We start from the raw sequence: 26,431 nt of genomic DNA, 5'->3' as shown, positions 1-26,431 counted from the left end.
ATCGATGCCGACTTCAGAATTTCGTTGGCTTCCTTGAGTTCTCGGTTCTCACGCTCGAGTTCCTTGATCCGCATTTGCTCCGCGGTGCTCGCTCCGGGCACCTCCTGAGCATCGACCTGGGCTTGCTTGGTCCAGTTCCGCAGCGATTCGGCACCAATGCCGAGTTTCGGGCCTATCACCTGGCATGCGGAGTAGACGGACCGATATTCGTCGAGGTGATCGAGGACCATCTTGACGGCTCGCTCACGCTGCTCGAGTGGGTAACGCTTGGGCATGATCTGCATCCTTCACAAAAACGGATGCGGCATCAAACCCGGCACGGTTCACAGCTCAAGGCCGCCTTTCTCGCTCGTTTCGCGTTGGCTTTTGCCGGACAACTTGAGCACCACGCTAGCGAGAGTCTTTCCAGGGCAAGGGACTTCGGTGCAACCTACACGGAGATGGGGAGCGCGATCGGTATGACCAGGCAAGGAGTTCGACGCCGTTGGGGCATTACCCCTGAAGTACACAACCGGGCGCTGAATACGATTGCACAAGCGGTCGAGGATCTGCAATCGAAAAATAATGATCCGGCGCTGCGGTGGAAGGCAACGCCGATCGCTCATACCTACGATCCTGAAGCAACACTCTCGGCGGCGCTCATTGAGGAGGTCGACGGAACCGACCGCCCAGTTAGACAGATTTTGATTTTCCGGGACGGTAGATATATTGGCCCCGCGGTCGACCGCAATCTCAAATCACTTTGTCTCGCAGTCTCTGTCAGTCGTGCGACACAAGTTGCCATCGAGGCCAGAGACTTGAAGTATGACGCCGACGATGACCTCAGGAAATCAACGATTTACACGGCACGTTTGATGCTGAAAGGCGACAAGCTGCGTTGGTCCGGAGAACTGCCAGAGGGGGTGGCTTCCCCCATTGCCCAATGCGGTTGGGCAGATGATGACGACCCCAATTCGCGGCACCACCACTCACCCTAGAATGCCTTCTGATGCTCACTGCCTGGGGAGATGAGAGCGGGTCAATCCCTCAACAAGACCCCGATTCGTACCTGCTCTCGGCTGCCCTGATCGAGGACAATGACATTCCGGAGGTCCGCAAGACGATCGAAGGTATCCGGCTTAGAAACGAACCCTCAGAAACGAACCCAAGGTTCATTGGCAAGGAAGGAGACCCGGTCGACTGATCGTCACACCCTTCTTCTACCTCCACGACAGATCACAGATATTCAAAAGATGCTTTGTTCCGGAGATGACGCAGAACATTGGCAGCTTTCACTCAGGAGCCAGAAATCGGGCCCGGTTCGCGGTACCGTTCTAGGTTATGGGGACCAGCTTCTACGGACCGAACCCGTGGCCGCTCATTACTCGCGCGATCCGCACGCGAGCTTGCGCATCCGGTGGATCACCACGGGACACCGCACGCACCGCGTGGTGCTCTTGCAGCATTTCTTCTTGGGCTTCAGAGAGCCCACCTTGGCCGCGTCGACCTTACCCATGCGGCGAGGTTAGCAGACCCTAATAACGGGTGCTCGGAAGCCTGTGATCGCGGTCTCACCACATAAACCGATACTCTGTAGCGTTGAATCCCTAGGTGATCTGCACTTGTCGCCGGTCAGAGCTGTTCGGCCGCGAGCTGAATGCCTGCCGCCGAGGCGGTCCCCATCAACACGAAAGAGAGCCTGTGAGCGCTGCCCCCACCTTCCGGAACGTCGCCATCGTCGCGCACGTCGACCACGGAAAGACCACCCTCGTCGACGCCATGTTGCGCCAGTCCGGCGTCTTCGGAGAGCGCGCCGAGGTCGTCGACCGGGTGATGGACTCCGGCGACCTCGAACGTGAGAAGGGCATCACCATTCTCGCCAAGAACACCTCGGTTCACCGGCGCCAGCCGGATGGCACCGAGGTGGTCATCAACGTCATCGACACCCCCGGCCACGCCGACTTCGGCGGTGAGGTCGAGCGCGGCCTGTCGATGGTCGACGGGGTCGTGCTGTTGGTCGACTCGTCCGAGGGGCCGCTCCCGCAGACGCGCTTCGTCCTCCGCAAGGCCCTCGCCGCCGAGCTTCCGGTGATCGTGGTCGTCAACAAGACCGACCGCCCCGACGCGCGCATCCAGGAAGTCGTCGACGAGACGCAGGACCTGCTCCTCGACCTCGCCTCCGATCTCGACGAGGAAGCCGCGAAGGCCGCCGAGCTCGTGCTCGAACTCCCGGTGCTCTACGCCTCCGGCCGCGCCGGCGTGTGTTCCATCGAGCAGCCCGCCAACGGCGAGATCCCGGACGCCGAGAACCTCGACGCATTCTTCGACGTCCTGCTCGAGCACGTCCCGGCGCCCAAGGGCGATCCGGAGGCCCCGCTGCAGGCCCACGTCACCAACCTCGACGCGTCGGCCTTCCTCGGCCGTCTCGCGCTCGTCCGCATCCACAACGGCACCCTGCGCAAGGGTCAGCAGGTGTCCTGGTGCCGCGAGGTCGACGGTGAGCCCGTCGTCGAGCGCGCCAAGATCACCGAACTCCTCGCCACCGTCGGCGTCGAACGCGCACCGGCGGAGTCGGCGGTCGCCGGCGACATCGTGGCCGTCGCGGGTATGCCGGAGATCATGATCGGCGACACCCTCGCCGACCTCGAGAACCCGAAGCCGCTGCCGCGCATCACCGTCGACGAGCCGGCCATCTCGGTCACCATCGGCACCAACTCCTCGCCACTGGCGGGTCGCGTGTCCGGTCACAAGCTGACCGCCCGCATGGTGAAGCAGCGCCTCGACTCCGAGCTCATCGGCAATGTGTCGCTGCGCGTGCTCGACATCGGCCGTCCGGACGCCTGGGAGGTACAGGGTCGAGGTGAGCTCGCGCTCGCGATCCTCGTCGAGCAGATGCGTCGCGAGGGCTTCGAGCTGACCGTCGGCAAGCCGCAGGTGGTCACCCGCAAGGTCGACGGCAAGGTCCAGGAGCCGTTCGAGCACCTGACGGTCGATGTGCCCGAGGAGTACCTCGGTGCGGTCACCCAGCTGCTGGCCGCCCGCAAGGGCCGCATGGAGCAGATGAACAACCACGGCACCGGCTGGGTCCGCATGGAGTTCATCGTCCCGTCGCGCGGTCTGATCGGCTTCCGCACCGACTTCCTCACCGAGACCCGCGGTACCGGTATCGCCAACGCCGTCTTCGACGGTTACGACGCCTGGGCCGGCGAGATCCGCGCCCGCCACACCGGCTCGCTCGTGAGCGACCGCTCCGGCACGGTGACCCCGTTCGCGATGATCCAGCTCGCCGACCGCGGCACGTTCTTCGTCAACCCGGGCGACGACAGCTACGAAGGTCACGTCGTGGGTATCAACCCGCGTCACGAGGACCTCGACATCAACGTCACCCGCGAGAAGAAGCTGACCAACATGCGTCAGTCCTCCGCCGACGTGATGGAGACGCTGGCCAAGCCCATGCAGCTCGATCTCGAGGCCGCCATGGAATTCTGTGCCGCCGACGAGTGTGTCGAGGTCACCCCTGAGGTCGTACGGGTGCGTAAGGTGCACCTGGACTCGAACACCCGCGCCCGTGAGCGTTCGCGGGCCAAGTCCCGGGACGCCGCGGTCAGCTGACCGCCGAGCCGGTCTCTCGCGCAAGCGGGAGACCGGCACTCGTCCGATCGACCGAGAAGCATCTTCATGGGGGTATCCGAGGTGAAACGCGCGAGGCCACAGGGTCGCGACGCCACGAACCGGACCCGGGGCCGTGTGCTCGGGTTGCTCTCGTGCGGCGCCGCTCTGCTCATCGCCCTGACGGCGTGCACGGCGGATCCGCCGCCGCCCGTCCGCGACACCGGTCCGCCGCCGACGCCGACCGAGTACCCGGTCGCGAAGACGGTCTTCATCGCCACCGACTCGGTCGGCAACGGGTTCAACCCGCACATCGCGGCCGACCAGAATCCGGTGACCACCGCGGTCGCCGCGATGACACTGCCGAGCGCCTTCTCGCCCGTGCAGACACCTGCCGGACCTGTCTGGGAACTCCAGCGCCACTTCGTCACCACCGCGGAGGTGACGTCGCGGCAGCCGTTCACGGTGACCTACCGGATCCACACCGACGCCCAGTGGTCCGACGGCCTGCCGGTCACCGGCGACGACTTCAGCTACCTGTGGCAGCAGATGTCGCGTCAGCCCAACGTGGTGGCCCCGGCCGGCTACCGCCTCATCGACTCCGTGCAGTCCCGCGAGGGCGGCAAGCTCGTCGAGGTGCGCTTCGAGCGGCCGTACCCGGCCTGGCGCGAGCTGTTCACCGGCCTGCTGCCCAGTCACGTCCTCAAGGGCGCCCCCGCCGGCTTCCAGACCGGCATGGACACCGGCAAGCCGGTGTCGGCCGGCCCGTACGCGATCGTCGGGATCGACAAGACCCGCGACGAGGTGCGGCTGGCCCGCAACGACCGCTACTGGGTGACACCGCCCCGACTCGACCAGGTCGTGCTCCGCCGCGCGGGCAACAACGCCCAGATGCTCGACTCCGTCCGTTCCGGCGACTCCGAGATCGTCGCGCTCGGGGCCTCGCCGGCGACCGCCGCCGAACTCTCGGCACTACCCGGCCTGGAGACCGAACGCAGCCTCACCTCGAGGTCACTGGGGATCAGCGTCAACGCCCGCACCGACGCGATGAGCTCGGTCGAGCTGCGGCGCGCGATCCTCGGCCTCGTCGACGCGCGGCTGACCACTTTCGCCGGTGCGGGGGACTGGATCGTGGAGCCGTACGCGAACACCGTCTTCGCGCCGTCCGACCCCGGGTACACGCCCGTCTCGCGGGCGCGACCCGATCGTGCCGCGGTCGACGCGCTCCTCGCCGACGCCGGATACCGCCGGGCGGACCCGGAGACGGCTGGAGAGGCCTCGCCCGTCCCCGAGCCATCCACCGGTGCGCCTGCGTCGGAATCGCCTTCTGCGTCGGGCTCGTCCACGCCGTCGACCCCGGCGGCGACGCCGACCCCCGGTGCGGTCGAGGTCGCCAAGCTGCCCGAGGGCGTCCTGCCGTTCCAGAAGGAGGGCCAGGACCTCCTCGTGCGTGTCGGCGCCGTCGCCGGTGACCCCCGCGCCACGTCGGCCGCGGCGAGCGTCGTCGACCAGCTCCGCAGCGCCGGAATCCGTGCCCAGGTGGTGACGATGCCGAACAGCGAGCTGTACGGCTCGGCGCTGACCCAGAAGCGCGTCGACCTCGTCGTCGGCTGGACCGGACTCGGTGTGCCGCCCGCGGCGTCACTGGCATCGCAGGTCGACTGCAACCAACCCAAACCGAGCACGGAGCCGTCGCCCGCCACACCGCCGACCCCGACCAGCATCGCGCCGAGCGGTGGGGACGTCGGCGACAGCTACGCCAGCAACATCTCCGGTCTCTGCGATCCCACGCTGATCGAACTCGCACGCAACGCGATGTCCGAGGACGACCCGATCTCGACGCTGGAGCAGGCGGAGCCGCTGCTGGCCGCGCAGGCCATCTACCTGCCGCTGTACCAGGATTCGATGATCGTCGGCGTCACGCCCGAGGTACGCGATGTGCCGCTCACCGGCCCGATCCAGGAGTCGATCTTCGGGACCGCGGTCAACTGGGAACTCTCGTGACCGACGCTTCTCCCACCGCCGACCGGCGGCTGCTGCTCGTCCACGCCCACCCCGACGACGAGACGATCATGACCGGCGGGACCATCGCCCGCTACCTCGCCGAAGGCGTCGACGTTCGCGTCCTGACCTTCACCCTCGGCGAAGAGGGCGAGGTCATCGGAGACGAGTTCGCACAGCTCGTCTCCGACGGCGGCGCCGACCAGCTCGGCGGGTACCGCATCGCCGAACTGACCCGTGCCCTCGCCGCACTCAGCCCGGCCGACGGGCCGGCCCTGACGCCCCGCTTCCTCGGCGGGGCCGGCCGCTGGCGTGACTCCGGCATGGCCGGGGCGCCGTCGGCGGACCACCCGCGCGCGCTCGTCCGGGCGCCGTTCGACGAGCCGGTCGGCGTGCTGTTCGACCTGCTCCTCGGCTTCGCCCCGCAGGTCGTCGTCAGCTACGACGCGTCGGGCACCTACGGCCATCCCGACCACAAACTCGTCCACGAGGTCACCGCGGCCGCGGTCGCGCGTGCCCGGGAGGCCGGTGCGGGCCCGGCGAAGCTGTACGAGTCGGTCACCGAGCGCAGCGCCCTGGAGAACGGTCTCGCGGCGGCTCGCGCCGTGCCGGACGGTTGGCGGATGCCGCGGCCCGGCGAACTGCCGAGCTACCCCGACGACCGGATCACCACCGAGGTCGACGTGCGGGCGTACTACTCGCACAAGGTCGCCGGACTCGCCGCGCACGCCACGCAGGTGACCGTCGCGCCGTCGGGGACCGAGTACGCGCTGTCGAACAACATCCTGCAGCCGATCCACGACCACGAGCACTTCATCCTCACCGACCACGATCCGCGTGAGGCCCCCGGCAGCGACCGGGAGACGGACCTCTTCGCCGGGATCGGATAGCGAAGATGCCAGCGCTCGATCCGCATGTCCGCGACCGGCTCCTGCTGGCGCTGCTGACCCTCGACGGCTTCGTGGTGGGCCTGCTCAGCGTTGCCTTCGCGTACCTGCGGTTCGGCGGGGTCGCGTTGCCTGTCGCGGCTCTGATCGGCGGACTTCTCAACGCCGTGCTGCTGTGGCTGGCGGCCGGATACACCTCGTCACCGCTGCGCTATGCACCGCTTGCCGCATGGGGGCTCGTCGTCGTCATCGCCGGCGGGATCCCGGGGCCGGGTGGCGACGTCATCCTGAGCACGTCGGGAAACTACCTGGTGCAGACCCTTTTTCTGCTGGTGCTGGGTGTCGGCCCGGCGGCGTTTCTCGGCTGGACCCATCGGCTTCCCGAAGCCGACGACTGACTTTCCCCGCCGCCGTTCCCTCGGGGCGAAGGGTGTAACCGAACGAGCGTTAGAGTGTGGTCATGGTTCTGCGCGCGTGGGCCGAAGACATCACGGCCCCGATCGAGCGCGTCACGGCGGCCCTGAGTCGTCTCCGTGACGACCCGACAGCCCTCGGCCCCGATGCCCTCGACGACGAGGGCTGGGTCGCGCTGCTGGGCGCCTCCGGCACCCGGCTGGAAGAACTGTGCGAACTCGCCGACACCGTCCGGGCGAGGGTCACCGATCCCGACGCCGTGACCTTCGTCGTGAACCGCAATCTGGACACCGGGGTCGCCGCCCGACTCATCTCGGATGAACGCCGCCCCGGCGAGCCCGCGCTCGCCGAGCTGGTCGGGGAGGCCGTGGAACTCGGAGCCACCGAGATCTGCATGCAGGGCCCGTTGCCCGCCGACCGGCCGGCCACCGACTACGTCCGCCTCGTCGCGGAGATCACCGATGCGGCAGCCGGTCTGCACCTGCACGCGTACCGCGCTGCGGAGATCGCCGACGGTGCGGTCCGGACCGGGGTGCCGATCGTCGAACACCTCCGCCGCCTCCGCGCCGCCGGGCTCGGGTCGATCCCCGGGACCGCCGCCCAGATCCTCGACGACTCCGTCCGCGGGTTCCTGTCACCCACCGGCTCCGCACCCGCCCGCGAGTGGATCGAGGTCATCGAGGCCGCGCACGGCGTCGGACTCTTCTCGACGGCCACCATCGTCTACGGGCACGTCGAGACCCCGGAGCATCAGGTCGCGCACCTGCGGACACTGCTCGGGATCCAGCGCCGCACGGGTGGATTCAGCGAGCTGATCCTGATGCCGATGGTCGCCTCCAACACGCCGCCGCATCTGACCGCCGCCGCGACGTCGACCGCCTCGCAGCGGGAGACCCGCGCACTGCACGCGGTCGCCCGGCTGATGTCCGTCGGTCTCATCGACCACGTGCAGGTCGCCTGGACGAAGCTCGACCCCGACACCGTGGACCTGCTGTTGCGCGGCGGCGCCGACGACATCGGCGGCCTGCTGCTCGACGGTCGGCTCATGCCGGATGCCGGTCCGGAGGTGGGCCGGGTCCTCGACGCCGACACCCTCGTCGCCATCGCCGAACGCGCCGGTCGTACACCGCGTCAGCGCACCACGCGTTATGCCGAGCCGGAAGCCCATCGGTTGCTCCCGATCCCGCAGGTACGTTCGTGACGGTGACGACGACGCAGGGGGGTGAGCGGGTGGACATCGACATGTCGCAGGAGATCGATGTCGCCATCATCGGTGCCGGCTTCGCCGGTCTCGGGATGGCCACGCAACTCGCCCGTCGCGGCCGCGAATCCTTCGTCGTCCTCGAACGTGCCGACGCGGTGGGCGGCACCTGGCGCGACAATGTCTACCCCGGCATCGCCTGTGACATCCCCGCACACCTGTACTCGTTCTCGTTCCGTCCGCCGGCCGACTGGGCCTCGCGGTATCCGAGTGGGCACGAGATCCGCGACTACCTCGAGCTGACCGTCGCCGAAGAGGGCCTGGCCGAGCACATCCTGCTGAACTGCGAACTGCGGCAGGCGGCCTGGGACGAGGCCGCGGCCCGCTGGATGATCACCGCAGGCAACGGTGACGGACCGGGCCGGGCGTTCCGCGCGCGTAGTCTCGTCCTCGCCGTCGGCCGGTTGTCGGAGGCGAAGATCCCCGACATCGAGGGTCTCGGCCAATTTCCCGGTCAGGTCGTCCACACGGCGGCCTGGCACGACGACGTCGCCGTCGACGGTGCCCGGGTCGGTGTCGTGGGAACCGGTGCGTCGGCGGTGCAGCTCATCCCGCACCTGGCCGACGCCGCCGAGGAACTCGTCGTGTTCTGCCGGACCGCTCCCTACGTGGTGCCGCGCGAAGACCGCCGGTACTCGGCCGACGAACGCGCCGCCCTACTCGATCCCGAGGTCGCCGGCGAGGTCCGCCACCGGCTCCTCACCGAGGCCGACGGGGCGTTCCGGCAGCGACTCGGCCTCCACCCCGAAATCGACGAGATCCGGGCCCGCGCCCGCAACCATCTCCACGAGCAGGTCGACGATCCGGAGCTGCGTGACCACCTGACACCGGGTTACGAGATCGGTTGCAAGAGAATCCTTCTCAGCGACGACTTCTATCCTGCGTTGCAGCGGCCGAACGTGGTGTTCGAGCCGAGTGCGCTGGAGTCCATCACCGAGTCCAAGGCCACCGCGCGCAGCGGACGCACCTTCGACCTCGACCTCCTCGTCATGGCAACGGGTTTCGAGTCCGCGCGTCCGCCGGCCGCGAGCCGGGTCGTCGGCCGCGCGGGACTGCACCTCGCCGAGCACTGGTCATCGGGCATGACCTCGTATGCCTCGACCGTCGTCAGCGGATTCCCGAACATGTTCGTGCTCGACGGGCCGAACGCGGCGCTGGGCCACAACTCGGCGATCTACATGATCGAGACGCAGCTCGACTACGTGCTCGGTGCGCTGGAGTTCATGGGCGGCACCGACGTCCGGGCACTCGAGGTCTCGGCCGAGGCCGAGGCCGCCTACACCCGCGAGATCGACGAGCGCAGCGCGTCGACCGTGTGGCTGACCGGTTGCGACAGTTGGTATGTCGACCCGGAGAGCGGCCGCCTGACGCTGCTGTGGCCGGGGACCGCGGCGTCGTTCCGAGAACGCAACGGCACGTTCGATCCCGCGCCCTATCTGACCATCCTCGATTCATCGGAGGGGGAACGATGACCGACCTCGGCATCCCCGTGGTGCGGACCGAACCGGTGGAAAGTGTTGCCGGGGAACGTCCTTCACGTGAGGCGATCGATGCCGCCCTTGCCGCCGCCGAGGCCCGGGAGTCGATCGACATCGACCGGGCCGTCACGCTGCTGTCCTGTGCCGGAGAGGATCTCGTGCGCCTGCAGTCGCTCGCCGGCGCGATCCGCGACGAGGGGCTCGCCGCGGTCGGCCGGCCGCGGCAGGTCACCTACTCGCGCAAGGTGTTCATCCCGCTGACCCGTCTGTGCCGGGACCGGTGTCACTACTGCACCTTCGTGACCGTGCCCGGCAAACTCGCCCGCGCCGGCGAGGGGTTGTACCTCGAACTCGACGAGGTCGTCGACCTCGCCCGCCGCGGAGCCGACCTCGGTTGCAAGGAAGCCCTGTTCACGCTCGGTGACCGTCCCGAGGATCGGTGGCCGGAGGCCCGCGAATGGCTGGCCGAGCGCGGATACTCGTCGACCCTCGACTACGTCCGTGCGGCCGCGGTGGCCGTGCTGACCGGGACCGGCCTGCTGCCGCATCTGAACCCCGGGGTGATGAGCCTCGAGGAGCTCCTGCACCTGCGGCCGGTGGCCCCGTCGATGGGCATGATGCTCGAGACCACGTCGCGTCGTCTTTTCACCGAAAAGGGGCAACCACACTACGGCAGCCCGGACAAGGACCCGCTGGTCCGCATGCAGGTGCTCCGCGACGCCGGTGCCGCGCGAGTCCCGTTCACGACCGGCATCCTCGTCGGGATCGGCGAATCACTCCACGAGCGAGCCGAATCCCTGCTCGCAATCGCGGAGGTGCAGGCCGCGGGCGGCCACATCCAGGAAGTGATCGTGCAGAACTTCCGGGCCAAGCCCGACACCGCGATGCGATCCAACCCCGATGCGGAGATGAGTGAGTTCCTGGCGGCGGTGGCCGTCGCACGTATAGTGCTCGGGCCGCACATGCGGGTGCAGGCACCGCCGAACCTGGTGTCGCCGGCCGAATGCGCCGCGCTCATCGCCTCCGGAATCGACGACTGGGGCGGGGTGTCGCCGCTGACTCCCGACCACGTGAACCCCGAACGTCCCTGGCCCAACCTGGATGCGCTCGCTGCGCGGACCGCGGAGTCGGATTTCGTTCTCACCGAACGCATCACCGCGCAACCGACGTATGTGCTCGACGCCGCGGACTGGATCGACCCGGCCCTCACGCGGCATGTCGCCGCGTTGGCAGACCCGGCGACGGGCCTCGCCGTGGACACGCGGCCGGTGCCGCGGCCCTGGCCGGCCGTCGCCTAGCGGAGCACCGGCGCGAGCGCCTCGTACCCGCCGATCACGTCGGTTGCGCGATGCAGCCCGAGGTCCTGCAAGGCGGCTGCGGCGAGGCTCGACGTATAACCCTGCTGGCACAGGATGATCCACCGCACGTCGTGGTCGACGGCCTCGGGGATTCGGGCATCGCTGGCGGGATCGCACCGCCATTCGAGGACGTTCCGCTCGATGACGAGCGCCAGATCCGTCTCGCCCTCCTGGGCTCGCTGGGCGGCCGGCCGGATGTCGACGAGGACCGCTCCGTCCTCGAGTTCGGCGGGGACCGATGCGGCGTCGATGCGCTGCAGTCGTGAGCGTGCCTCGGCGAGGACGTCGTCGATGGTGCGTGGAGTCGGCTTGCCGCTCATTCGGGTTCGTCGGTCAGGATCGTGCGGGTACGACGCAGATGGCCGGCGTCGGCCACCTCGTAGTAGGACATCGCGGTGAGCGGCGGGGAGTAGGCGTGGACGCTGAGCGTCGGCCCGGCGACCTGGGTCGTCGGGTTCTTCACGACGTCGTGGACCCACCCGAGAGGGAAGGCCGCCTGGTCGCCGGCGTCAAGGACGCGCACAGCCAGATCGTCCCCCGTCCAGTGGTACTCCCGCAAGGACCCCGAGAGGACGGTCAGTGCGCCGAGCGAACCGGCGTGGTCGTGGAGTTCGGTGGCTTCGCCGGGCGTCCAGCTGATGAGCCAGACGTCGAGATCGTCGTCGGCGTAGAGGCGCGTCGACCAGCGGTGCGTGGTGTCCCATTCGGTGGGGAGCAGGGCGTCGTGCCGGCCGTCGAGGACATCGGCGACACCCTGGTCGGTGATGCGCAGCAGGTCGGCGGGACGCAGATGCGTCGGCAGGTGGGTCCGCGGGCGCGGTGCGTCGGCCGCCACCCGAGTCCGGGCGAGGGGAGGGACGTTCGGCGAGCGAAGAGAGGCAGACGTGGTGCGGGCAAGGGTCGAGGTCATGAAGAGATCCTTGAGGGAAACGGATGTGTGGGTCGGGAGCCGAGGATCAGCGACAGCGCATACACATGTCCCGCGACGCCGGCTCGAGCCCCGACACAGCGCAGAGGCTGGTGCGAGGGCGGCCCACAGCGACCGGATTCACGACGAACATGCCGCCGAGGATGCCCGACGGATCGGCGCTCGTCGAGAGTTGTCGGCACACTGAGCGAAAGTCCGAGTGTCGACGCGAAACGGGGGCGGGCAGCCTGCGACGTCGACTCGGGTTCGATGTGACCGTTCGACCCGTCCGTGATGTGATTCTCGTTACAGCAGGGCCTTATGTGCGCCCTGGAGCCGGGGGTGATTTCGTCGTGGGCACCGCCGGGGCGGATACTCTGGGTTGCGGTTCGACCAGCCCTCGGACCGCAACCGGCGCCGACGCCGGAGAGTCGTTCGACGCCGAACTGATCCTCCGCCTCGCGCCGACAACGATCTTCCTAGCGAAGGAGTGAGTGGTGACCTACATCATCGCGGAGCCTTGCGTCGATGTCCTGGACAAGGCTTGCGTGGAGGAATGCCCCGTCGACTGCATCTACGAGGGTGGACGCATGCTCTACATCCAGCCGGATGAGTGCGTCGACTGCGGTGCGTGCGAGCCGGTGTGCCCGGTCGAGGCGATCTTCTACGAGGACGATGTCCCGGATGAGTGGGAACCCTACGTCAGCGCCAACGCCGACTTCTTCGACGACCTCGGCTCGCCCGGTGGCGCGAGCAAGGTCGGCAAGACCGACGCCGACCCGGCGTTCATCAAGGGCCTGCCGCCCATGAACGAAGAAGACTGACAGCCCGACGACTCACCGTCTTCGAAGTAGACCGCCCGGACGGATAGGACTGACCTCGCAGTGAGCACTCCCACCTCTCGCGCAGCAGCGCCGCTGCGTGTGTCGGCGACGCGCGTGAGCGGTCGGCTGCCCGATTTCCCGTGGGACACCCTCGCGGGTGCCAAGGCCACGGCGCAGTCCCATCCCGACGGCATCGTCGACTTGTCGGTCGGCACGCCGGTGGATCCGGTGCCGGAGCTGATCCGAAACGCCCTCGCCGACGCCTCCGGGTTCCCGGGGTATCCGACGACCATCGGCACCACCGAGCTGCGCGAGGCCGCTGCCGAGTCGCTTGTCCGCCGCCACGGCGTCACCAACCTCGACCAGTCGGGCATCCTCCCGGTCATCGGCACCAAGGAGGCGATCGCCGGCCTGGCGTCGACCTTCGGTCTCGGCCCGGGCGACGACGTGGTGATCCCGGAGGTCGCCTACCCGACCTACGAGGTCAGTGCGTTGCTGGCCGGTGCCCGCGCCATCCGGGCCGACTCGACCGTCGCCCTCGGCCCGATGAACCCGGCGCTGATGTTCATCAACTCGCCGTCGAACCCGACCGGCAAGATCCTCGGCGTCGACCACCTGCGCAAGGTCGTCGGCTGGGCGCGCGAACGCGGCACCGTCGTGGTGTCCGACGAGTGCTACCTGGGGCTGAGCTGGGAGGGTGAGTCGCTCTCGATCCTCGACCCGCGGGTCTGTGACGGCGACCACACCGGTCTGCTCGCGGTGCACTCGCTGTCGAAGATCTCCAACCTCGCGTCCTACCGGGCAGGTTTCTTCGCGGGCGACACCGAGCTCATCGCCGAACTGCTCGCGGTTCGCAAGCACGCCGGCTTCATGCTGCCCTTCCCGATTCAGGGTGCGATGACCGCAGCACTCCGCGACGACACGCACGTCTACGAACAGCGTGAGCGCTACGCGGCTCGGCGTCGTACTCTGCTCGCCGCAGTGCAGTCGGCCGGTTTCCGCGTCGACCACTCCGAGGCCGGCCTGTACCTCTGGGCCACCCGCGACGAGCCGTGCCGCGATACCGTGGCCTGGCTCGCCGACCGCGGAATCCTCTGCGCCCCCGGCGATTTCTACGGACCGGCAGGGGAGAAGCACGTCCGCATGGCAATCACCGCCACGGACGAGCGCATCGCGGCCGCGGCCGCGCGACTCACCGCATGAACCCATCCCTTTCACGTGGAAACGCCACCCCGCGGGGTGGCGTTTCCAGGTAAAGAAGGCGGGTTTGCGGGGGCGTCAGTTGTGCTTGTGCAACGCCTCGTTGAGCGCGATGCCGTCGCCCTTCCACGGCACGACCTCGACCGCGCCGGTCAGGCTGTTCCGACGGAACAGCAGGTTCGACTGGCCCGCCAGGTCGCGCGCCTTGATCTGCGTGCCGTCCGGGCCGGTCACCTTGGTGCCGGCGGTGACGTAGAGACCGGCCTCGATGACGCAGTCGTCGCCGAGCGGGATGCCGCAGCCGGCGTTCGCGCCGAGCAGGCAGCGCTTGCCCAGCGAGATGATCTCCTTGCCGCCGCCGGAGAGCGTGCCCATCGTCGACGCGCCGCCGCCGATGTCGGAGCCGTCGCCCACGACGACACCCGCCGAGATGCGACCCTCGACCATCGACGACCCGAGAGTGCCTGCGTTGAAGTTCACGAAGCCCTCGTGCATCACCGTGGTGCCGGCGGCCAGGTGGGCGCCGAGACGGATGCGGTCGGCGTCACCGATGCGGACGCCGCCGGGGACGACGTAGTCGACCATGCGCGGGAACTTGTCGATCGAGTACACGGTGACCGGACCGCGGGCGCGCAGCTTGGCGCGCACCGACTCGAAGTTCTCGATCGCGCACGGACCGTGATTGGTCCAGACGACGTTGGTGAGCATCCCGAAGATGCCCTCGAGGTTCGCGCCGTGCGGCTCGATGAGCCGGTGGGAGAGCAGGTGGAGTCGGAGGTAGACGTCGTAGGCGTCGACCGGGGCGACCGACAGGTCGGCGATGCCGGTGCGGACCGCGACGGTCTTGACGCCGCGGGCCTCGTCGACACCGACCAGTTCGCGCAGTTCCGCCGGTGTCGACTCCTCGTCGAGGACGACGGTCTCGGCGGTCTCGACGCCGTCGAGTTCGGGTGCGGGGAACCAGACGTCGAGCACGACTCCCGGAGTCGACCCCCCGTCGATCACCGTTGCGATGCCAGTTGCGTGTGCGCCAGTAGTTGTCACGGCACCCGAGTCTAGGCGATCGGCCCGGGTGAACGACGCCGCGCCTCCCGCCGCCCGCCGCCGTCGGCGCATCGGGGCCGACGGGTGCCCGCCCGTCATCCGAATGGCTCAAAGTCCTGGTGGGGGCAGGTTCGGGGCTCGTATCGTCGCTGCCATGACCGGCCACGACCGACCTTCCCCACCCGCCCCGCGGCGCAGGCGTCGCTGGCCCTGGGTGCTCGGCGGCGTGGGCGTGCTGATCGTCGTCGCTGTCGCGGTCGCCGCGGTGATCTTCCAGCCGTGGCTGATCTTCGTCGACACCGAGGTCGACGACGAGATCCCGGTCGCCGTGACGCCGTCGACCTCGCAGGTCGGTCAACCGCCGCCCGCCGCGCCCGTCGTGCTGTCCGAAGGCCGGCTGTTCAGCCACGAGCATTCGACCTCGGGAACCGTCACGATCATCGAGAAGCCGGACGGTACACGGGTTCTCGCCATCGAGGACCTCGACACCACCACCGGACCCGACGTCCACGTCTGGTTGTCGCAGGCCGAGGTCGTCGAAGGCTTCAGCGGTTGGCGGACCGCCGCCGATCCGCCCCACGTCGACCTCGGGACGATCAAAGGCAACAAGGGCAACCAGGTCTACGAGATCCCTGCCGACGTCGACCTCGACGCCTATCCCGCGGTGTTCCTGTGGTGTGTGAAGTTCAGCGTCTCCTTCGGCGCCGCCGAGCTGGCCGCACCGAACGCCGGCTGATCCATGTCGGTGGAGCCGAACCTTGCCGGTGGAGCCGAACCTTGCCGGTTGAGCTTGTCGAAACCCCAGATACGGTAGGCGCGTGAGCACCGCACTCGACCTCGCCGCCGATCCCGTCGAACTGACCGCCGCCCTCGTCGACATCGAGAGCGAGTCGCGCAACGAGTCGGCCATCGCCGACGCGGTGGAAGCGGCACTGCGGGAACAGACGACGGGCTTCGAGGTCCTCCGGCACGGCAACCGGGTACTCGCCCGCACCAACCGGGGGAAGGCGCAGCGCGTCATCCTCGCCGGGCACCTCGACACCGTGCCCGTCGCCGGCAATCTGCCGTCGCGACGCGAGAGGCATCCCGAGGAGGGCGACGTGCTGCACGGCTGCGGCACCGTCGACATGAAGTCGGGCGACGCCGTATTCCTGCACCTCGCCGCGACGCTCGAGGATCCCGCCCACGACCTGACGCTGATCTTCTACGACTGCGAGGAGATCGCCGCCGAGTTCAACGGCCTCAACGACATCGAGCGGGAACTGCCGGAGTGGCTCGCCGGTGACGTCGCCATCCTCGGCGAACCCACCGCCGGTCTCATCGAGGCGGGTTGTCAAGGGACGCTGCGCGTTCGGCTCTCGACGTCGGGAACGCGATCGCACTCGGCCCGCTCGTGGATGGGGGACAACGCGATCCACAAGCTCGGGGGAGTGCTGACCACGCTGGCCGCCTACGAGCCGCGCCGCGTCGACATCGACGGCTGCGAGTACCGCGAGGGACTCTCGGCGGTCGGGCTCGGCGGCGGCGTCGCAGGCAACGTCATCCCCGACGCCGCGCACGTCGACGTGAACTTCCGCTTCGCCCCGGACCGTTCCGTCGAGCAGGCCCTCGACCACGTCGGCGAGGTCTTCGCCGCCGACCTCGCCGACGGCACGGTCACCCTCGAGGTCACCGACGCCGCGGCCGGTGCGCTCCCCGGCCTGGCCCACCCGGCGGCCGCCGCGCTCGTCGAGGCCGCGCAGGGACGCTTCCGCGCCAAGTACGGCTGGACCGACGTCTCACGGTTCTCCGCCCTCGGCATCCCCGCGGTGAACCTCGGGCCCGGCGACCCGAACCTCGCGCATCGTCGGGACGAGCGCGTCCCGGTCGAGCAGATCCGCACGGTCACCGAGCTGCTGCGCGCGTACCTGTCCTGAGCCCGGCCGACGCCGGCCGGGAGCCGCATCGCACGCTGCTAGCGTGAGCCGCATGTCGACCGATCCGGAACCTCTCGCCACCGACTCCGCCGCTGACGACGTCTGCTACGTCGGCCCCATCCGCATGCGGCCGGAGCAGCGCGGCAAGACCACGGACCGGCGGCTTCTCGAATGGGTCGACCCGCGCGATGCGGATCGTCGCGCCGAACGCACGATGCGCGACTCGTGGCGGGTCCTGCGCATCCAGTCGGAGTTCGTCGCGGGCTTCGACGCGATGAGCGAGGTCGCCGAGGCGGTGACCGTGTTCGGCTCGGCCCGGCTGAAGCCGGATTCGCCGGAGTACGCACTCGGCGTGCGCGTGGGTCGTGCGCTCGGCGAGGCCGGCTACGCGGTGATCACCGGCGGCGGGCCCGGCGCGATGCAGGCGGCCAACCAGGGTGCGCACGAGGCGGGTGCCCAGTCGATCGGGCTGAACATCGAGCTGCCCTTCGAACAGGGCCTCAACCCCTGGGTCGACCTCGGCATGAACTTCCGCTACTTCTTCGTCCGCAAGACGATGTTCGTGAAGTACGCGCAGGCCTTCGTCTGCCTGCCGGGCGGCATGGGCACGCTCGACGAGCTGTTCGAGGCGCTCACCCTGGTACAGACCAAGAAGGTGGTGCGATTCCCGATCGTGTTGGTGGGCAGCGACTTCTGGGGCGGCCTGCTCGACTGGATGCGCGACGTGCTGGCCGCGCGCGGGATGATCTCGCCCGAGGACCTCGACCTGCTGACCGTCGTCGACGACCCGGACGACGTCGTCGCGACGATCGAGGCCGCCGCCCCGACGCAACCCGGCGTGAACCAGTCGGGAGTCGATGGCACGATTGCCCGGTGAGTGCCGTCTGTGTCTACTGTGCGTCCGGTCCCGTCGAGCAACGCTTCCTCGATCTCGCCTCCGAGGTGGGGGCGGCGCTCGCGCGTGCCGGTCACGTCGTCGTCTCCGGCGGCGGCAACGTCTCGATGATGGGTGCGCTGGTCACGTCGGCGCGCGCGGCGGGCGGCAACACCATCGGCATCATCCCGAAGGCGCTGATCGAGCGCGAGGTGGCAGACCTCGGGTCCGACGAACTCGTCATCACCGAGACCATGCGTGAGCGCAAACGCATCATGGACGAGCGTGCCGACGGTTTCATCACGCTCCCCGGGGGTATCGGAACTCTCGAGGAGCTGTTCGAGACCTGGACGGGTGGGTACCTGGGCATGCACGAGAAGCCGGTGGTCCTGCTCGATCCTTTCGATTTCTACGCGCCGCTCCTCGGCTGGCTGCGAGAGTTGTCGACAACCGGTTTCGTCTCCCAGCGGTCGTTGGATCGACTGCTGGTCACGGCCTCTGTCGACGAGGCGATCGAGTTGGCGACACAGCGGTAGAAACTTCCTACCGGCCGGTAAGGTGGCGCGGTGAGTGCGCGGGGCACTCACGACGCCCAGCGGAGAGCGGAGGCCACATGCCAGAGACCCAGCCCAAGGACGTCCAGACGGACTCGACGACAGACGGTTCGAATCAGGACACGGTGAAGACGGTCGGGGTGGGGGATCTCCTGCGCGGCGTGGCCAGGATGGCGCCACACGCGACCGGGATGATCAAGCACGCGCCGGGCCTGATCCGGCGGCCGCCGGAAGCGAAGAAGACGATCGGCTCGGTCTTCCAGAAGCATGCGAGTGCCCATCCGGACCGCCCGTTCGTCCGGTTCGAGGGCCGCACGACCACCTACGGCGAGGCCAATCGCCGGGTGAACCGTTACGCCGCAGTTCTTTCCGAGGCCGGTGTGGGCAAGGGTGACGTGGTCGCCCTGCTCTCCAAGAACAACACCACCGATCTGCTGCTGATGCTCGCGACGGTGAAGCTCGGCGCGATCGCCGGAATGCTGAACTACAACCAGCGCGGCGAGGTCCTCGAGCATTCGGTCAAGCTGCTCGGGGCCAAGGTCCTCGTCCACGACCCGGACTGTGCCGAGGCCTTCGAGTCGATCCCGGAGTCGGCGCTGCCCGACCATGTCTTCGACTTCGCCGAGTTCGACGCGGCCGCCGAGGGCAAGGCGGACACCGACCCAGAGGTCACCGCACAGCTGCCGGCCTCGACCAAGGCCTTCTACATCTTCACCTCGGGCACCACCGGGATGCCCAAGGCCAGCGTGATGAGCCACAACCGATGGCTGGCCAGCTTCTCCGGTATCGGCGGTCTCGCGGTCCGCCTGCGCCACAGCGACACCATGTACGTGCCGCTGCCGCTCTACCACAACAACGCACTGTCGGTGTCCCTGTCGTCGGTGCTCGCGTCGGGGGCATGCTTCGCGATCGGCAAGTCGTTCTCGGCGTCGAAGTTCTGGGACGACGTGATCCTCAACCGCGCCACCGCCTTCTGCTACATCGGTGAGTTGTGCCGCTACCTGCTGGCGCAGCCGGAGAAGCCCACCGATCTGCAGCACTCGGTGCACACCGTGGTCGGAAACGGGATGCGCCCCGACATCTGGGACGAATTCCGTGAGCGGTTCGGCGTGGACCGCGTTGTCGAGTTCTACGGCGCAAGCGAGCTCAACCTCGCCTTCGTCAACGCCTTCACCGTCGACAAGACGGCCGGGTTCTGCCCTCTGCCGTACAAGATCGTGGAGTACGACGAGGAGGGCAATCCCAAGCGCGACTCCGAGGGCCGACTGACCGAGGTCGGCAAGGGCGGTACGGGCCTGCTGCTCGCGCAGATCTCCAACCGGGTGCCGGTCGACGGCTACACCGACGAGGAGGAGACCGAGAAGAAGATCGTGCGCGACGCCTTCAAGGAGGGGGACTCGTACTTCAACTCGGGCGACCTCGTCCGCGATCAGGGCTTCGCGCACATCGCCTTCGTCGACCGCCTCGGCGACACCTTCCGGTGGAAGGGTGAGAACGTGGCCACCACCGAGGTGGAGGGTGCCGTCGACTCATACGACGCGGTGGCCCAGTCGGTGGTCTACGGCGTCGAGGTACCCGGCACCGATGGCCGCGCCGGGATGGTGGCGATCAAACTGCGCGACGGCGCCGACCTCGACCCGAAGCGGCTCGCCGAACACCTCTACAAGGCGCTGCCGTCCTATGCGGTGCCGCTGTTCGTGCGCATCGTCGACGACTTCGAGCAGACTTCGACGTTCAAGAACCGTAAAGTCGAACTCCGTAAGGAAGGTTATGCCGACGCCGAGGCCGATCAGGTCTACGTGCTGGTCGGCAAGGAGAAGGGCTACGTGGAGTACTACGAGGATTACCCCGACGACGTGGCAGCCGCCAAGGTCCCCAAGGGATGACCGTTTCGCCGACCCTGTGCGGTCGTCCGGTGGCCGTCGACCGTGCGCTGGTCATGGCGATCGTCAACCGCACCCCTGACTCCTTCTACGACCGTGGCGCCAGCTTCGACGACACCGCTGCACAGCGGCGCGTCGACCAGGTGGTCGCCGAAGGTGCCGACATCATCGATGTCGGCGGGGTGAAGGCAGGGCCCGGCGAAGAGGTCGACGCGATGACCGAGGCGGCTCGCGTGGTGCCGATGATCTCGTGGATCCGGGAGCGCCACCCGGATGTGCTGATCAGCGTCGACACCTGGCGCAGCGAGGTCGCCGACCAGGCGTGCGCGGCGGGGGCCGACCTCATCAACGACACGTGGGCCGGAGTCGACCCCGAGGTCGTCGCGGTCGCGGCCGAACGGGGTGCGGGGATCGTGTGTTCGCACACCGGCGGTGCCGTCGTCCGGACCCGCCCGCACCGCGTCTCCTACGGCGATTCCGTCGACGCGGTGGTGGCCGACGTGCTCGACGAGGTGACCGGGGCGGCGGAGCGGGCCCTGGCAGCGGGCGTACATCGAGACGCGATCGTTATCGACCCGACGCATGATTTTGGCAAGAACACTCACCACGGGCTCGCACTGTTACGCCGTGTAAAAGATCTTGTTAATACGGGTTGGCCAGTCCTGATGGCGCTGAGCAACAAGGACTTTGTGGGGGAGACTCTGGGTACAGACCTGGAGCAACGGTTGGAGGGAACCCTCGCCGCGACCGCTCTGGCCGCCGCCGAAGGCGCCCGGATCTTTCGCGTACACGAGGTCGCCGCCACCCGTCGTGTGGTCGACATGGTCGCTGCCATCGCGGGAACGAGACCGCCCGCCCGAACAGTCAGGGGACTTGCATGACCAAGCAGAAGCGACGTAACCCCATCGGTCGCGATAAGGCCGCCGTCTGGCCGACGCCGGCCGAGGAGCTCGGTACCAAGCGGCAGTGGTCGGCGACCCACACCTGGGAGCAGCCGGACTGGACCATCGACGAACTCGTCGCCGCCAAGGACGGACGCACCGTATCGGTGGTGCTGCCCGCCCTGAACGAGGAGGAGACCGTCGCCGACGTGATCGCCTCGATCATGCCGCTGTACGGCACGCTCGTCGACGAACTGATCGTCCTGGACTCGGGCTCCACCGATGCCACCGCCGAGCGTGCGCTCGCGGCCGGTGCGCAGGTCATCAGCCGTGAGGAGGCGGTGCCCGAGCTCGAACCCGTCAAGGGCAAGGGTGAGGTGCTGTGGCGTTCGATCGCCGCGACCACCGGCGACATCATCGCCTTCGTCGACTCCGACCTCATCGACCCGGACCCCATGTTCGTGCCGAAGATGCTCGGCCCGCTCCTGGTGAATCCGGAGATCCACTTGGTGAAGGGCTACTACCGCCGTCCGCTGCGTACCGGCGGCACCCAGGACGCCAACGGCGGCGGCCGCGTCACCGAACTCGTCGCCCGCCCACTGCTGGCCTCCCAGAAGCCCGACCTCACCGCGGTCCTGCAGCCGCTCGGCGGTGAATACGCCGGCACCCGCGAGATGCTGTCGTCGGTGCCGTTCGCGCCCGGCTACGGCGTGGAGATCGGTCTCCTCATCGACACCTACGATCGGTACGGCCTCGGCGGCATCGGACAGGTCAACCTCGGCGTCCGCACCCACCGCAACCGTCCACTCATCGAGCTCGGCGTCATGAGCCGGCAGATCGTCGGCACGCTGATGCGCCGATGCGGCATCGAGGACTCCGGCGTCGGACTCACCCAGTTCACCGCCGAGCCCGACGGCTCGTTCACGCCGCACACCACCGAGGTCTACCTCGAGGACCGTCCGCCGATGAACACCCTCCGCTCCATCGACTCCAAGGTGATGGCCTCCTAGGCGACTTCGTCCGGGAACCGACCACTCCTCGACTCCGGCGACACGTGACACGCCCTCGGCGCGACGCAGTGTCGCCGGTGTCGTGTGCGGACCGGTCGTCCGACGAGACGGCCAGGTGCCGCGAGGGCCGCCCGACGCCGGTCTGTCAGGATGGGACGTATGCAGACCCTGCTGCTGTACCTGCTGATCATGGCGCTCGTCGCCGGGGCAGTGTTCGCCATCGTCTGGTTCGTCTTCGGGCGCGGGGAGGAACTCCCCCCGGTCGAACCCGGCACCACCCTCACCCGTCTGCCGACGGTCGGGATCAGTGGCGACGACGTCCGGGCGCTGCGCTTCATGCAGACGTTCCGGGGCTACAAGCAATCCGAGGTCGACTGGGCGCTCGCGCGTCTCGCGCGCGAGGTCGACGACCTCCGAACGGTCATCGCGCGTCTCCGCGAGCGCGAGTCGGGGACAGGTGTGACCCCCGGCACGACGGGCGTTCCCGACGTTGCCGCAGAGGGTGTCGACAACCCCGAGAACGGCCGGGATCAGGCGGTTTACGACGATCAGGACCCCAATCCCGCCTCGCGCGAAGCAGGTCCGTCGACAGCCATCGACAGGTAGTCGGGGCACCTCGGAACAGAGCTTGTGTCGCGCACTCGCATTCGATCGAGACGACGACACGTATCATGTTCGAAGCAGGACACTGTGAAGGGAGCTTGAGAATGGCGGCAATGAAGCCACGTACTGGGGACGGCCCCCTCGAAGCGGCCAAGGAAGGGCGTGGAATCGTTGTCCGGATTCCGATCGAGGGCGGAGGTCGCCTCGTCGTCGAGCTGACCGCCGACGAAGCCGCCGCACTGGGTGAGGAACTCCGCGGGGTCACCGGCTGAACGGAGATCTCGCCGACGTCGTCGAGCTGCTTCGATGCCCGGTGTGTGCCGGGGCTTTCGAGACCGCGCCGCCCGGGACCGGGCACGACGAGACTTCCCCGGCAGGAGCCGGGTCCGGGCCGTCACCGCGTGGAGGATCACTCCGCTGCGGTGGCGGTCATTCCTTCGACGTCGCCAAGCAGGGTTACGTCTCGCTGCTCGACGGACGTTCGGGTTCACTGCGTGCCGACACCGCGTCCATGGTCGCGGCCCGCGCACGTGTCCACGACGCCGGATTCTTCACGCCGGTGCTCGACGCGGTGGCCGACCGGGCATGCGAATTCGGTGCCGGCGCGGACAAACCCGTCGTCCTGGACGCGGGAGCCGGTGGCGGCCACTACCTTCGCGCCGCGGTCTCCGCGCTGGCCGAATCATCTGCGGTCGAGGCACGGGGAATAGGCATCGACCTCTCCAAGTTCTGTGCGCGGGCGATCTCCCGCGGCACCCCACGTCACGCGGCGATCGTCGCCGACATCTGGCGCGGCCTACCGATCGCCGATGACGCTGTCACCGTTGCGCTCTCGGTGTTCGCACCACGCAATGCCGCCGAATTCGCGAGGGTACTGCAGCCCGGCGGAGGCCTCGTCGTCGTCAGCCCGGCCGCAGATCATCTCGCCGAGATCATCGAACCGATGCAGATGCTGCGGGTCGACTCCGGCAAGTACGAACGCCTCCAGGCCACCTTCGCCGACGGTTTCGAGGTCGTCGACTCGTCGACGATCCGGCACGTCATCGAACTCGACGCGCAGACCGTGGGCGACCTGGTGGCGATGGGGCCGTCGGCCTTTCATGCCGACGACGCCGACATCCGCTCGCGTGCAGACGCATTCGTGGGAGGTGGCACCGTGGGCGTGACACTGTCGGTGGTCGTGACGACCTGCCGCCCGATCGCGCAGGGCTGACCTGCCGCAACGGCGCGCTGTCAGCGGAGTACGGACCGGTACACCCCTAGGGTCTGTTCGGCGATCGTCGACCAGGAGAACTCGGCTTCGGCACGCTCGCGGCCGGCCGCACCCATCGCCGTGGCCGCGACGGGATCTCCGACGACGGCGTTGACCGTCTGGGCGAGATCGTGTTCGAAGGTCTGCGGATCGACGGGGTCGTAGGGCACCAACCGGCCGGTGACGTGATCGCGCACCACCTCCGGGATACCGCCGACTTCCGACGCCACGACGGCGGTCCCGCAGGCCATGGCCTCCAGGTTCACGATGCCGAGCGGTTCGTACACCGACGGGCACACGAAGACCGATGCTGCAGTGAGGATCTCGCGGATGCGGGGGAGCGGCAGCATCTCCCGTATCCAGTGCACGCCGGGTCGTGACGCGGACAGCTCGCCGACCGCCGACTCGATCTCGGCGCCGATCTCCGGGGTGTCGGGGGCGCCGGCGCAGAGCACGAGCTGGATGTCCGGATCGAACCGGTGGGCGGCAGCGACGAGATGGGCGACGCCCTTCTGCCTGGTGATACGGCCGACGAAGGCGACGATCGGACGCTCCGGATCGACGCCGAGCGCAGTCAGCGTCGATTCGGGGCCGAACGGGTCGTCGACGGGATACCACTGGTCGGTGTCGATGCCGTTGCGCACCACGTGGACACGTTCGGGATCGAGATGCGGATAGGTGGTGCAGATCTCGCTGCGCATCCCCGAGCTCACGGCGATCACCGCGTCGGCGTACTCGACCGCGTTGCGCTCGACCCAGCTCGACACCCGATAACCACCGCCGAGCTGTTCGGCCTTCCACGGCCGCGACGGTTCGAGCGAATGCGCGGTGAGGATGTGAGGGACGCCGTACAGCTGCGCGGCGACGTGCCCGGCGAGGCCGGTGTACCAGGTGTGGGAGTGCACGACGTCGGCGCCTTCGGCACCGACGGCCATCCGCAGGTCGGCGGACAGCGTCGTGATCGCCGCATTCGCGCCGGCCAGGCCCGGGTCCGGCGAATAGACCGCCGCGGTCTCCCGCTCGGCACCCATGCAGTGCACATCTACGGTGGCGAGATCGCGTAGGTGGCGGACCAATTCGGTGACGTGTACACCGGCGCCGCCGTACACCTCGGGTGGATACTCCCGTGTCATCATCGCCACCCTCATATCGACGACGCTAGTGGCATCCGCAGCAGTTCGCCATCGCAGAGTGAACACAACCGCGAATCCGATGGTGCGGTCATCTGGCCGAGGCTCCCGATCGCGGTTAAGTTGGGGGAGTGAGATCACAGCCGCACGTCCTCGGCATCGTCCTCGCGGGCGGCGAAGGTAAACGCCTTTACCCGCTGACGATGGATCGGGCAAAGCCTGCGGTGCCCTTCGGCGGTGCCTACCGGCTGATCGACTTCGTGCTGTCGAACCTGGTCAATGCCGGATACGAGCGCATATGCGTGCTGACACAATACAAATCGCATTCGCTGGACCGGCACATCTCGCAAACCTGGTGGACATCGGGATTTCATGGCGAATACATCACCCCGGTGCCCGCGCAGCAGCGCCTCGGTCCGCGCTGGTACACGGGTAGCGCAGATGCAATCTTCCAGTCCATGAACTTGATCAGCGATGAACAGCCGGAATACATCGTGGTGTTCGGTGCCGATCACGTGTATCGCATGGACCCGTCGCAGATGGTCGAGGCGCACATCGCATCGGGAGCCGACGTCACCGTCGCCGGCATCCGCGTACCGCGTGCGGAGGCCGTGGCCTTCGGGTGCATCGACTCCGACGCGTCCGGCAAGATCACGCGCTTCCTCGAGAAGCCCGCGGACCCGCCCGGGACCCCCGACGATCCGGACTCGACCTTCGCCTCCATGGGCAACTACGTGTTCACCACCGAGGCTCTCGTCGACGCCCTGCGCGCCGACGCCGCCGACTCAGACTCCGACCACGACATGGGCGGCGACATCATCCCCGCGTTCGTCGCGCGCGACACCGCCTACGTCTACGACTTCAAGGACAACGAGGTGCCCGGGGCCACCGAGCGCGACAAGGGCTACTGGCGTGACGTCGGAACCCTCGACGCGTTCTACGAGGCGCACATGGACCTCGTGTCCGTGCACCCGATCTTCAACCTGTACAACGGCCGCTGGCCGATCCGCGGCGAGACACACAACCTGCCGCCGGCCAAGTTCGTCCAGAGTGGCGTCGCCGAGGACTCGGTGGTCGGTTCGGGCTGCATCATCTCGGGTGGGACGGTACGCAATTCGGTGCTGTCGTCCAACGTCATCGTCGAGGACGGCGCGATCATCGAGGGCAGCGTCCTCATGCCGGGCGTACGGGTCGGCAAGGGTGCGGTCGTGCGCAGGGCCATCCTCGACAAGAACGTCGTCGTCGGCGACGGTGAGCAGCTCGGCGTCGACCCCGACGCCGATCGCGAACGCTTTTCCGTCAGCGCCGGAGGTGTGGTGACGGTCGGCAAGGGGATTCGGGTCTAGCGTCCGACCCTGCCAACCGA

General features: G+C 68.2%; 26 protein-coding genes. 22 read left to right on the top strand and 4 right to left on the bottom strand.

Annotated features, from left to right (window positions below; all coding sequences use genetic code 11):
* The 9 genes from GOALK_RS23520 to cofG all read left to right on the top strand — a co-directional run.
* The coding region (locus tag GOALK_RS23520) for an LppP/LprE family lipoprotein (protein ID WP_232283175.1) at positions 1-977 on the top strand (977 nt) is incomplete at its 5' end.
* A gap of 11 nt (positions 978-988) precedes the next feature.
* Complete coding sequence (locus GOALK_RS23900; protein ID WP_006359474.1) at positions 989-1,183, top strand: hypothetical protein; 195 nt, start codon at positions 989-991, stop codon at positions 1,181-1,183.
* Between the two features lie 497 nt (positions 1,184-1,680).
* Positions 1,681-3,591 carry a translational GTPase TypA gene (gene typA / locus GOALK_RS13970; RefSeq protein WP_006359473.1) on the top strand — a complete coding sequence of 637 codons (1,911 nt, stop codon included), beginning with the start codon at positions 1,681-1,683 and terminating at the stop codon, positions 3,589-3,591.
* A 66-nt stretch (positions 3,592-3,657) separates the two neighbouring features.
* The gene (locus GOALK_RS13965; RefSeq protein ID WP_006359472.1) at positions 3,658-5,592 is read left to right on the top strand and encodes an ABC transporter family substrate-binding protein; all 1,935 of its coding nucleotides are present in this window, start codon (positions 3,658-3,660) and stop codon (positions 5,590-5,592) included.
* Positions 5,589-6,479, top strand: a complete 891-nt coding sequence (gene mshB, locus GOALK_RS13960; RefSeq protein WP_006359471.1) for an N-acetyl-1-D-myo-inositol-2-amino-2-deoxy-alpha-D-glucopyranoside deacetylase — start codon at positions 5,589-5,591, stop codon at positions 6,477-6,479. Before GOALK_RS13965 ends, mshB begins: the two co-directional genes overlap by 4 nt.
* Before the next feature lie 5 nt (positions 6,480-6,484).
* Positions 6,485-6,874 carry a hypothetical protein gene (locus GOALK_RS13955; protein ID WP_006359470.1) on the top strand — a complete coding sequence of 130 codons (390 nt, stop codon included), beginning with the start codon at positions 6,485-6,487 and terminating at the stop codon, positions 6,872-6,874.
* Between the two features lie 62 nt (positions 6,875-6,936).
* Entirely contained in the window at positions 6,937-8,091 is a 1,155-nt protein-coding gene (locus GOALK_RS13950; RefSeq protein ID WP_035751177.1) for an FO synthase, read from the top strand.
* Between the two features lie 41 nt (positions 8,092-8,132).
* Positions 8,133-9,623, top strand: a complete 1,491-nt coding sequence (locus tag GOALK_RS13945) for a flavin-containing monooxygenase (RefSeq protein WP_050918725.1) — start codon at positions 8,133-8,135, stop codon at positions 9,621-9,623.
* Complete coding sequence (gene cofG / locus GOALK_RS13940; RefSeq protein WP_006359467.1) at positions 9,620-10,927, top strand: 7,8-didemethyl-8-hydroxy-5-deazariboflavin synthase CofG; 1,308 nt, start codon at positions 9,620-9,622, stop codon at positions 10,925-10,927. The genes GOALK_RS13945 and cofG overlap by 4 nt, the downstream gene beginning before the upstream one ends.
* Here cofG and GOALK_RS13935 read toward each other — a convergent pair.
* Positions 10,924-11,307, bottom strand: coding sequence for a rhodanese-like domain-containing protein (locus GOALK_RS13935; protein WP_006359466.1), 384 nt, complete (start codon positions 11,305-11,307; stop codon positions 10,924-10,926). The genes cofG and GOALK_RS13935 overlap by 4 nt on opposite strands.
* The gene (locus GOALK_RS13930) at positions 11,304-11,897 is read right to left on the bottom strand and encodes a cysteine dioxygenase (protein ID WP_006359465.1); all 594 of its coding nucleotides are present in this window, start codon (positions 11,895-11,897) and stop codon (positions 11,304-11,306) included. The genes GOALK_RS13935 and GOALK_RS13930 overlap by 4 nt, the downstream gene beginning before the upstream one ends.
* Before the next feature lie 491 nt (positions 11,898-12,388).
* On the opposite strand from GOALK_RS13930, the gene fdxA reads away from it, so the two are divergent.
* Positions 12,389-12,718, top strand: a complete 330-nt coding sequence (gene fdxA / locus GOALK_RS13920; protein WP_004019217.1) for a ferredoxin — start codon at positions 12,389-12,391, stop codon at positions 12,716-12,718.
* A gap of 60 nt (positions 12,719-12,778) precedes the next feature.
* The gene (gene dapC / locus GOALK_RS13915; RefSeq protein WP_006359463.1) at positions 12,779-13,921 is read left to right on the top strand and encodes a succinyldiaminopimelate transaminase; all 1,143 of its coding nucleotides are present in this window, start codon (positions 12,779-12,781) and stop codon (positions 13,919-13,921) included.
* Between the two features lie 75 nt (positions 13,922-13,996).
* Here dapC and dapD read toward each other — a convergent pair whose 3' ends face one another.
* Entirely contained in the window at positions 13,997-14,962 is a 966-nt protein-coding gene (gene dapD / locus GOALK_RS13910; protein ID WP_075863833.1) for a 2,3,4,5-tetrahydropyridine-2,6-dicarboxylate N-succinyltransferase, read from the bottom strand.
* Between the two features lie 214 nt (positions 14,963-15,176).
* Here dapD and GOALK_RS13905 point away from each other — a divergent pair, with 214 nt between their 5' ends.
* The 10 genes from GOALK_RS13905 (at position 15,177) to GOALK_RS13865 (ending at position 23,896) form a co-directional block, all read left to right on the top strand.
* Positions 15,177-15,698 carry a DM13 domain-containing protein gene (locus tag GOALK_RS13905; RefSeq protein WP_006359461.1) on the top strand — a complete coding sequence of 174 codons (522 nt, stop codon included), beginning with the start codon at positions 15,177-15,179 and terminating at the stop codon, positions 15,696-15,698.
* Positions 15,699-15,780: 82 nt separating this feature from the next.
* Positions 15,781-16,878: a succinyl-diaminopimelate desuccinylase gene (gene dapE, locus GOALK_RS13900; protein WP_006359460.1), complete on the top strand. Its 1,098-nt coding sequence runs from the start codon at positions 15,781-15,783 to the stop codon at positions 16,876-16,878.
* 52 nt (positions 16,879-16,930) lie between these two features.
* Positions 16,931-17,755 carry an LOG family protein gene (locus GOALK_RS13895; RefSeq protein WP_006359459.1) on the top strand — a complete coding sequence of 275 codons (825 nt, stop codon included), beginning with the start codon at positions 16,931-16,933 and terminating at the stop codon, positions 17,753-17,755.
* Positions 17,752-18,288, top strand: a complete 537-nt coding sequence (locus GOALK_RS13890) for an LOG family protein (RefSeq protein ID WP_006359458.1) — start codon at positions 17,752-17,754, stop codon at positions 18,286-18,288. The genes GOALK_RS13895 and GOALK_RS13890 overlap by 4 nt, the downstream gene beginning before the upstream one ends.
* Before the next feature lie 77 nt (positions 18,289-18,365).
* Entirely contained in the window at positions 18,366-20,192 is a 1,827-nt protein-coding gene (locus GOALK_RS13885; RefSeq protein ID WP_006359457.1) for a long-chain-acyl-CoA synthetase, read from the top strand.
* Positions 20,189-21,070 (top strand): dihydropteroate synthase, encoded by an 882-nt coding sequence (gene folP, locus GOALK_RS13880; RefSeq protein ID WP_006359456.1) that lies wholly within the window; start codon positions 20,189-20,191, stop codon positions 21,068-21,070. The genes GOALK_RS13885 and folP overlap by 4 nt, the downstream gene beginning before the upstream one ends.
* Positions 21,067-22,080 (top strand): glucosyl-3-phosphoglycerate synthase, encoded by a 1,014-nt coding sequence (locus GOALK_RS13875; protein ID WP_006359455.1) that lies wholly within the window; start codon positions 21,067-21,069, stop codon positions 22,078-22,080. The genes folP and GOALK_RS13875 overlap by 4 nt, the downstream gene beginning before the upstream one ends.
* A 159-nt stretch (positions 22,081-22,239) precedes the next feature.
* On the top strand, positions 22,240-22,686 hold the full coding sequence (locus GOALK_RS13870) for a DivIVA domain-containing protein (protein WP_006359454.1): 447 nt from the start codon (positions 22,240-22,242) through the stop codon (positions 22,684-22,686).
* Positions 22,687-22,787: 101 nt separating this feature from the next.
* Entirely contained in the window at positions 22,788-22,955 is a 168-nt protein-coding gene (locus tag GOALK_RS23515; RefSeq protein WP_004019232.1) for a DUF3117 domain-containing protein, read from the top strand.
* Positions 22,956-22,996: 41 nt separating this feature from the next.
* Positions 22,997-23,896, top strand: a complete 900-nt coding sequence (locus GOALK_RS13865) for a putative RNA methyltransferase (protein ID WP_198136082.1) — start codon at positions 22,997-22,999, stop codon at positions 23,894-23,896.
* 20 nt (positions 23,897-23,916) lie between these two features.
* Here the strand turns inward: GOALK_RS13865 and glgA are convergent, their stop codons facing one another.
* The gene (glgA, locus tag GOALK_RS13860) at positions 23,917-25,083 is read right to left on the bottom strand and encodes a glycogen synthase (RefSeq protein WP_196222010.1); all 1,167 of its coding nucleotides are present in this window, start codon (positions 25,081-25,083) and stop codon (positions 23,917-23,919) included.
* Between the two features lie 113 nt (positions 25,084-25,196).
* On the opposite strand from glgA, the gene glgC reads away from it, so the two are divergent.
* Positions 25,197-26,411 carry a glucose-1-phosphate adenylyltransferase gene (gene glgC, locus GOALK_RS13855; protein WP_006359451.1) on the top strand — a complete coding sequence of 405 codons (1,215 nt, stop codon included), beginning with the start codon at positions 25,197-25,199 and terminating at the stop codon, positions 26,409-26,411.
* Positions 26,412-26,431 lie beyond the last annotated feature (20 nt).

This window comes from Gordonia alkanivorans NBRC 16433, assembly GCF_000225505.1.
Taxonomy (GTDB): Bacteria; Actinomycetota; Actinomycetes; order Mycobacteriales; family Mycobacteriaceae; genus Gordonia; species Gordonia alkanivorans.
This window is presented reverse-complemented; position numbering and strand designations above follow the sequence as displayed.

Coding starts and splice junctions, on each gene's coding strand:
- folP (WP_006359456.1), top strand. CDS start 20,189: ATGACCGTTTCGCCGACCCTGTGCGGTCGTCCGGTGGCCGTCGACCGT.
- cofG (WP_006359467.1), top strand. CDS start 9,620: ATGACCGACCTCGGCATCCCCGTGGTGCGGACCGAACCGGTGGAAAGT.
- GOALK_RS23515 (WP_004019232.1), top strand. CDS start 22,788: ATGGCGGCAATGAAGCCACGTACTGGGGACGGCCCCCTCGAAGCGGCC.
- GOALK_RS13955 (WP_006359470.1), top strand. CDS start 6,485: ATGCCAGCGCTCGATCCGCATGTCCGCGACCGGCTCCTGCTGGCGCTG.
- GOALK_RS13950 (WP_035751177.1), top strand. CDS start 6,937: ATGGTTCTGCGCGCGTGGGCCGAAGACATCACGGCCCCGATCGAGCGC.
- GOALK_RS13965 (WP_006359472.1), top strand. CDS start 3,658: ATGGGGGTATCCGAGGTGAAACGCGCGAGGCCACAGGGTCGCGACGCC.
- GOALK_RS13935 (WP_006359466.1), bottom strand. CDS start 11,307: ATGAGCGGCAAGCCGACTCCACGCACCATCGACGACGTCCTCGCCGAG.
- glgA (WP_196222010.1), bottom strand. CDS start 25,083: ATGAGGGTGGCGATGATGACACGGGAGTATCCACCCGAGGTGTACGGC.
- GOALK_RS13895 (WP_006359459.1), top strand. CDS start 16,931: ATGTCGACCGATCCGGAACCTCTCGCCACCGACTCCGCCGCTGACGAC.
- GOALK_RS23900 (WP_006359474.1), top strand. CDS start 989: ATGCTCACTGCCTGGGGAGATGAGAGCGGGTCAATCCCTCAACAAGAC.
- GOALK_RS13945 (WP_050918725.1), top strand. CDS start 8,133: ATGTCGCAGGAGATCGATGTCGCCATCATCGGTGCCGGCTTCGCCGGT.
- GOALK_RS13870 (WP_006359454.1), top strand. CDS start 22,240: ATGCAGACCCTGCTGCTGTACCTGCTGATCATGGCGCTCGTCGCCGGG.
- GOALK_RS13875 (WP_006359455.1), top strand. CDS start 21,067: ATGACCAAGCAGAAGCGACGTAACCCCATCGGTCGCGATAAGGCCGCC.
- GOALK_RS13930 (WP_006359465.1), bottom strand. CDS start 11,897: ATGACCTCGACCCTTGCCCGCACCACGTCTGCCTCTCTTCGCTCGCCG.
- GOALK_RS13885 (WP_006359457.1), top strand. CDS start 18,366: ATGCCAGAGACCCAGCCCAAGGACGTCCAGACGGACTCGACGACAGAC.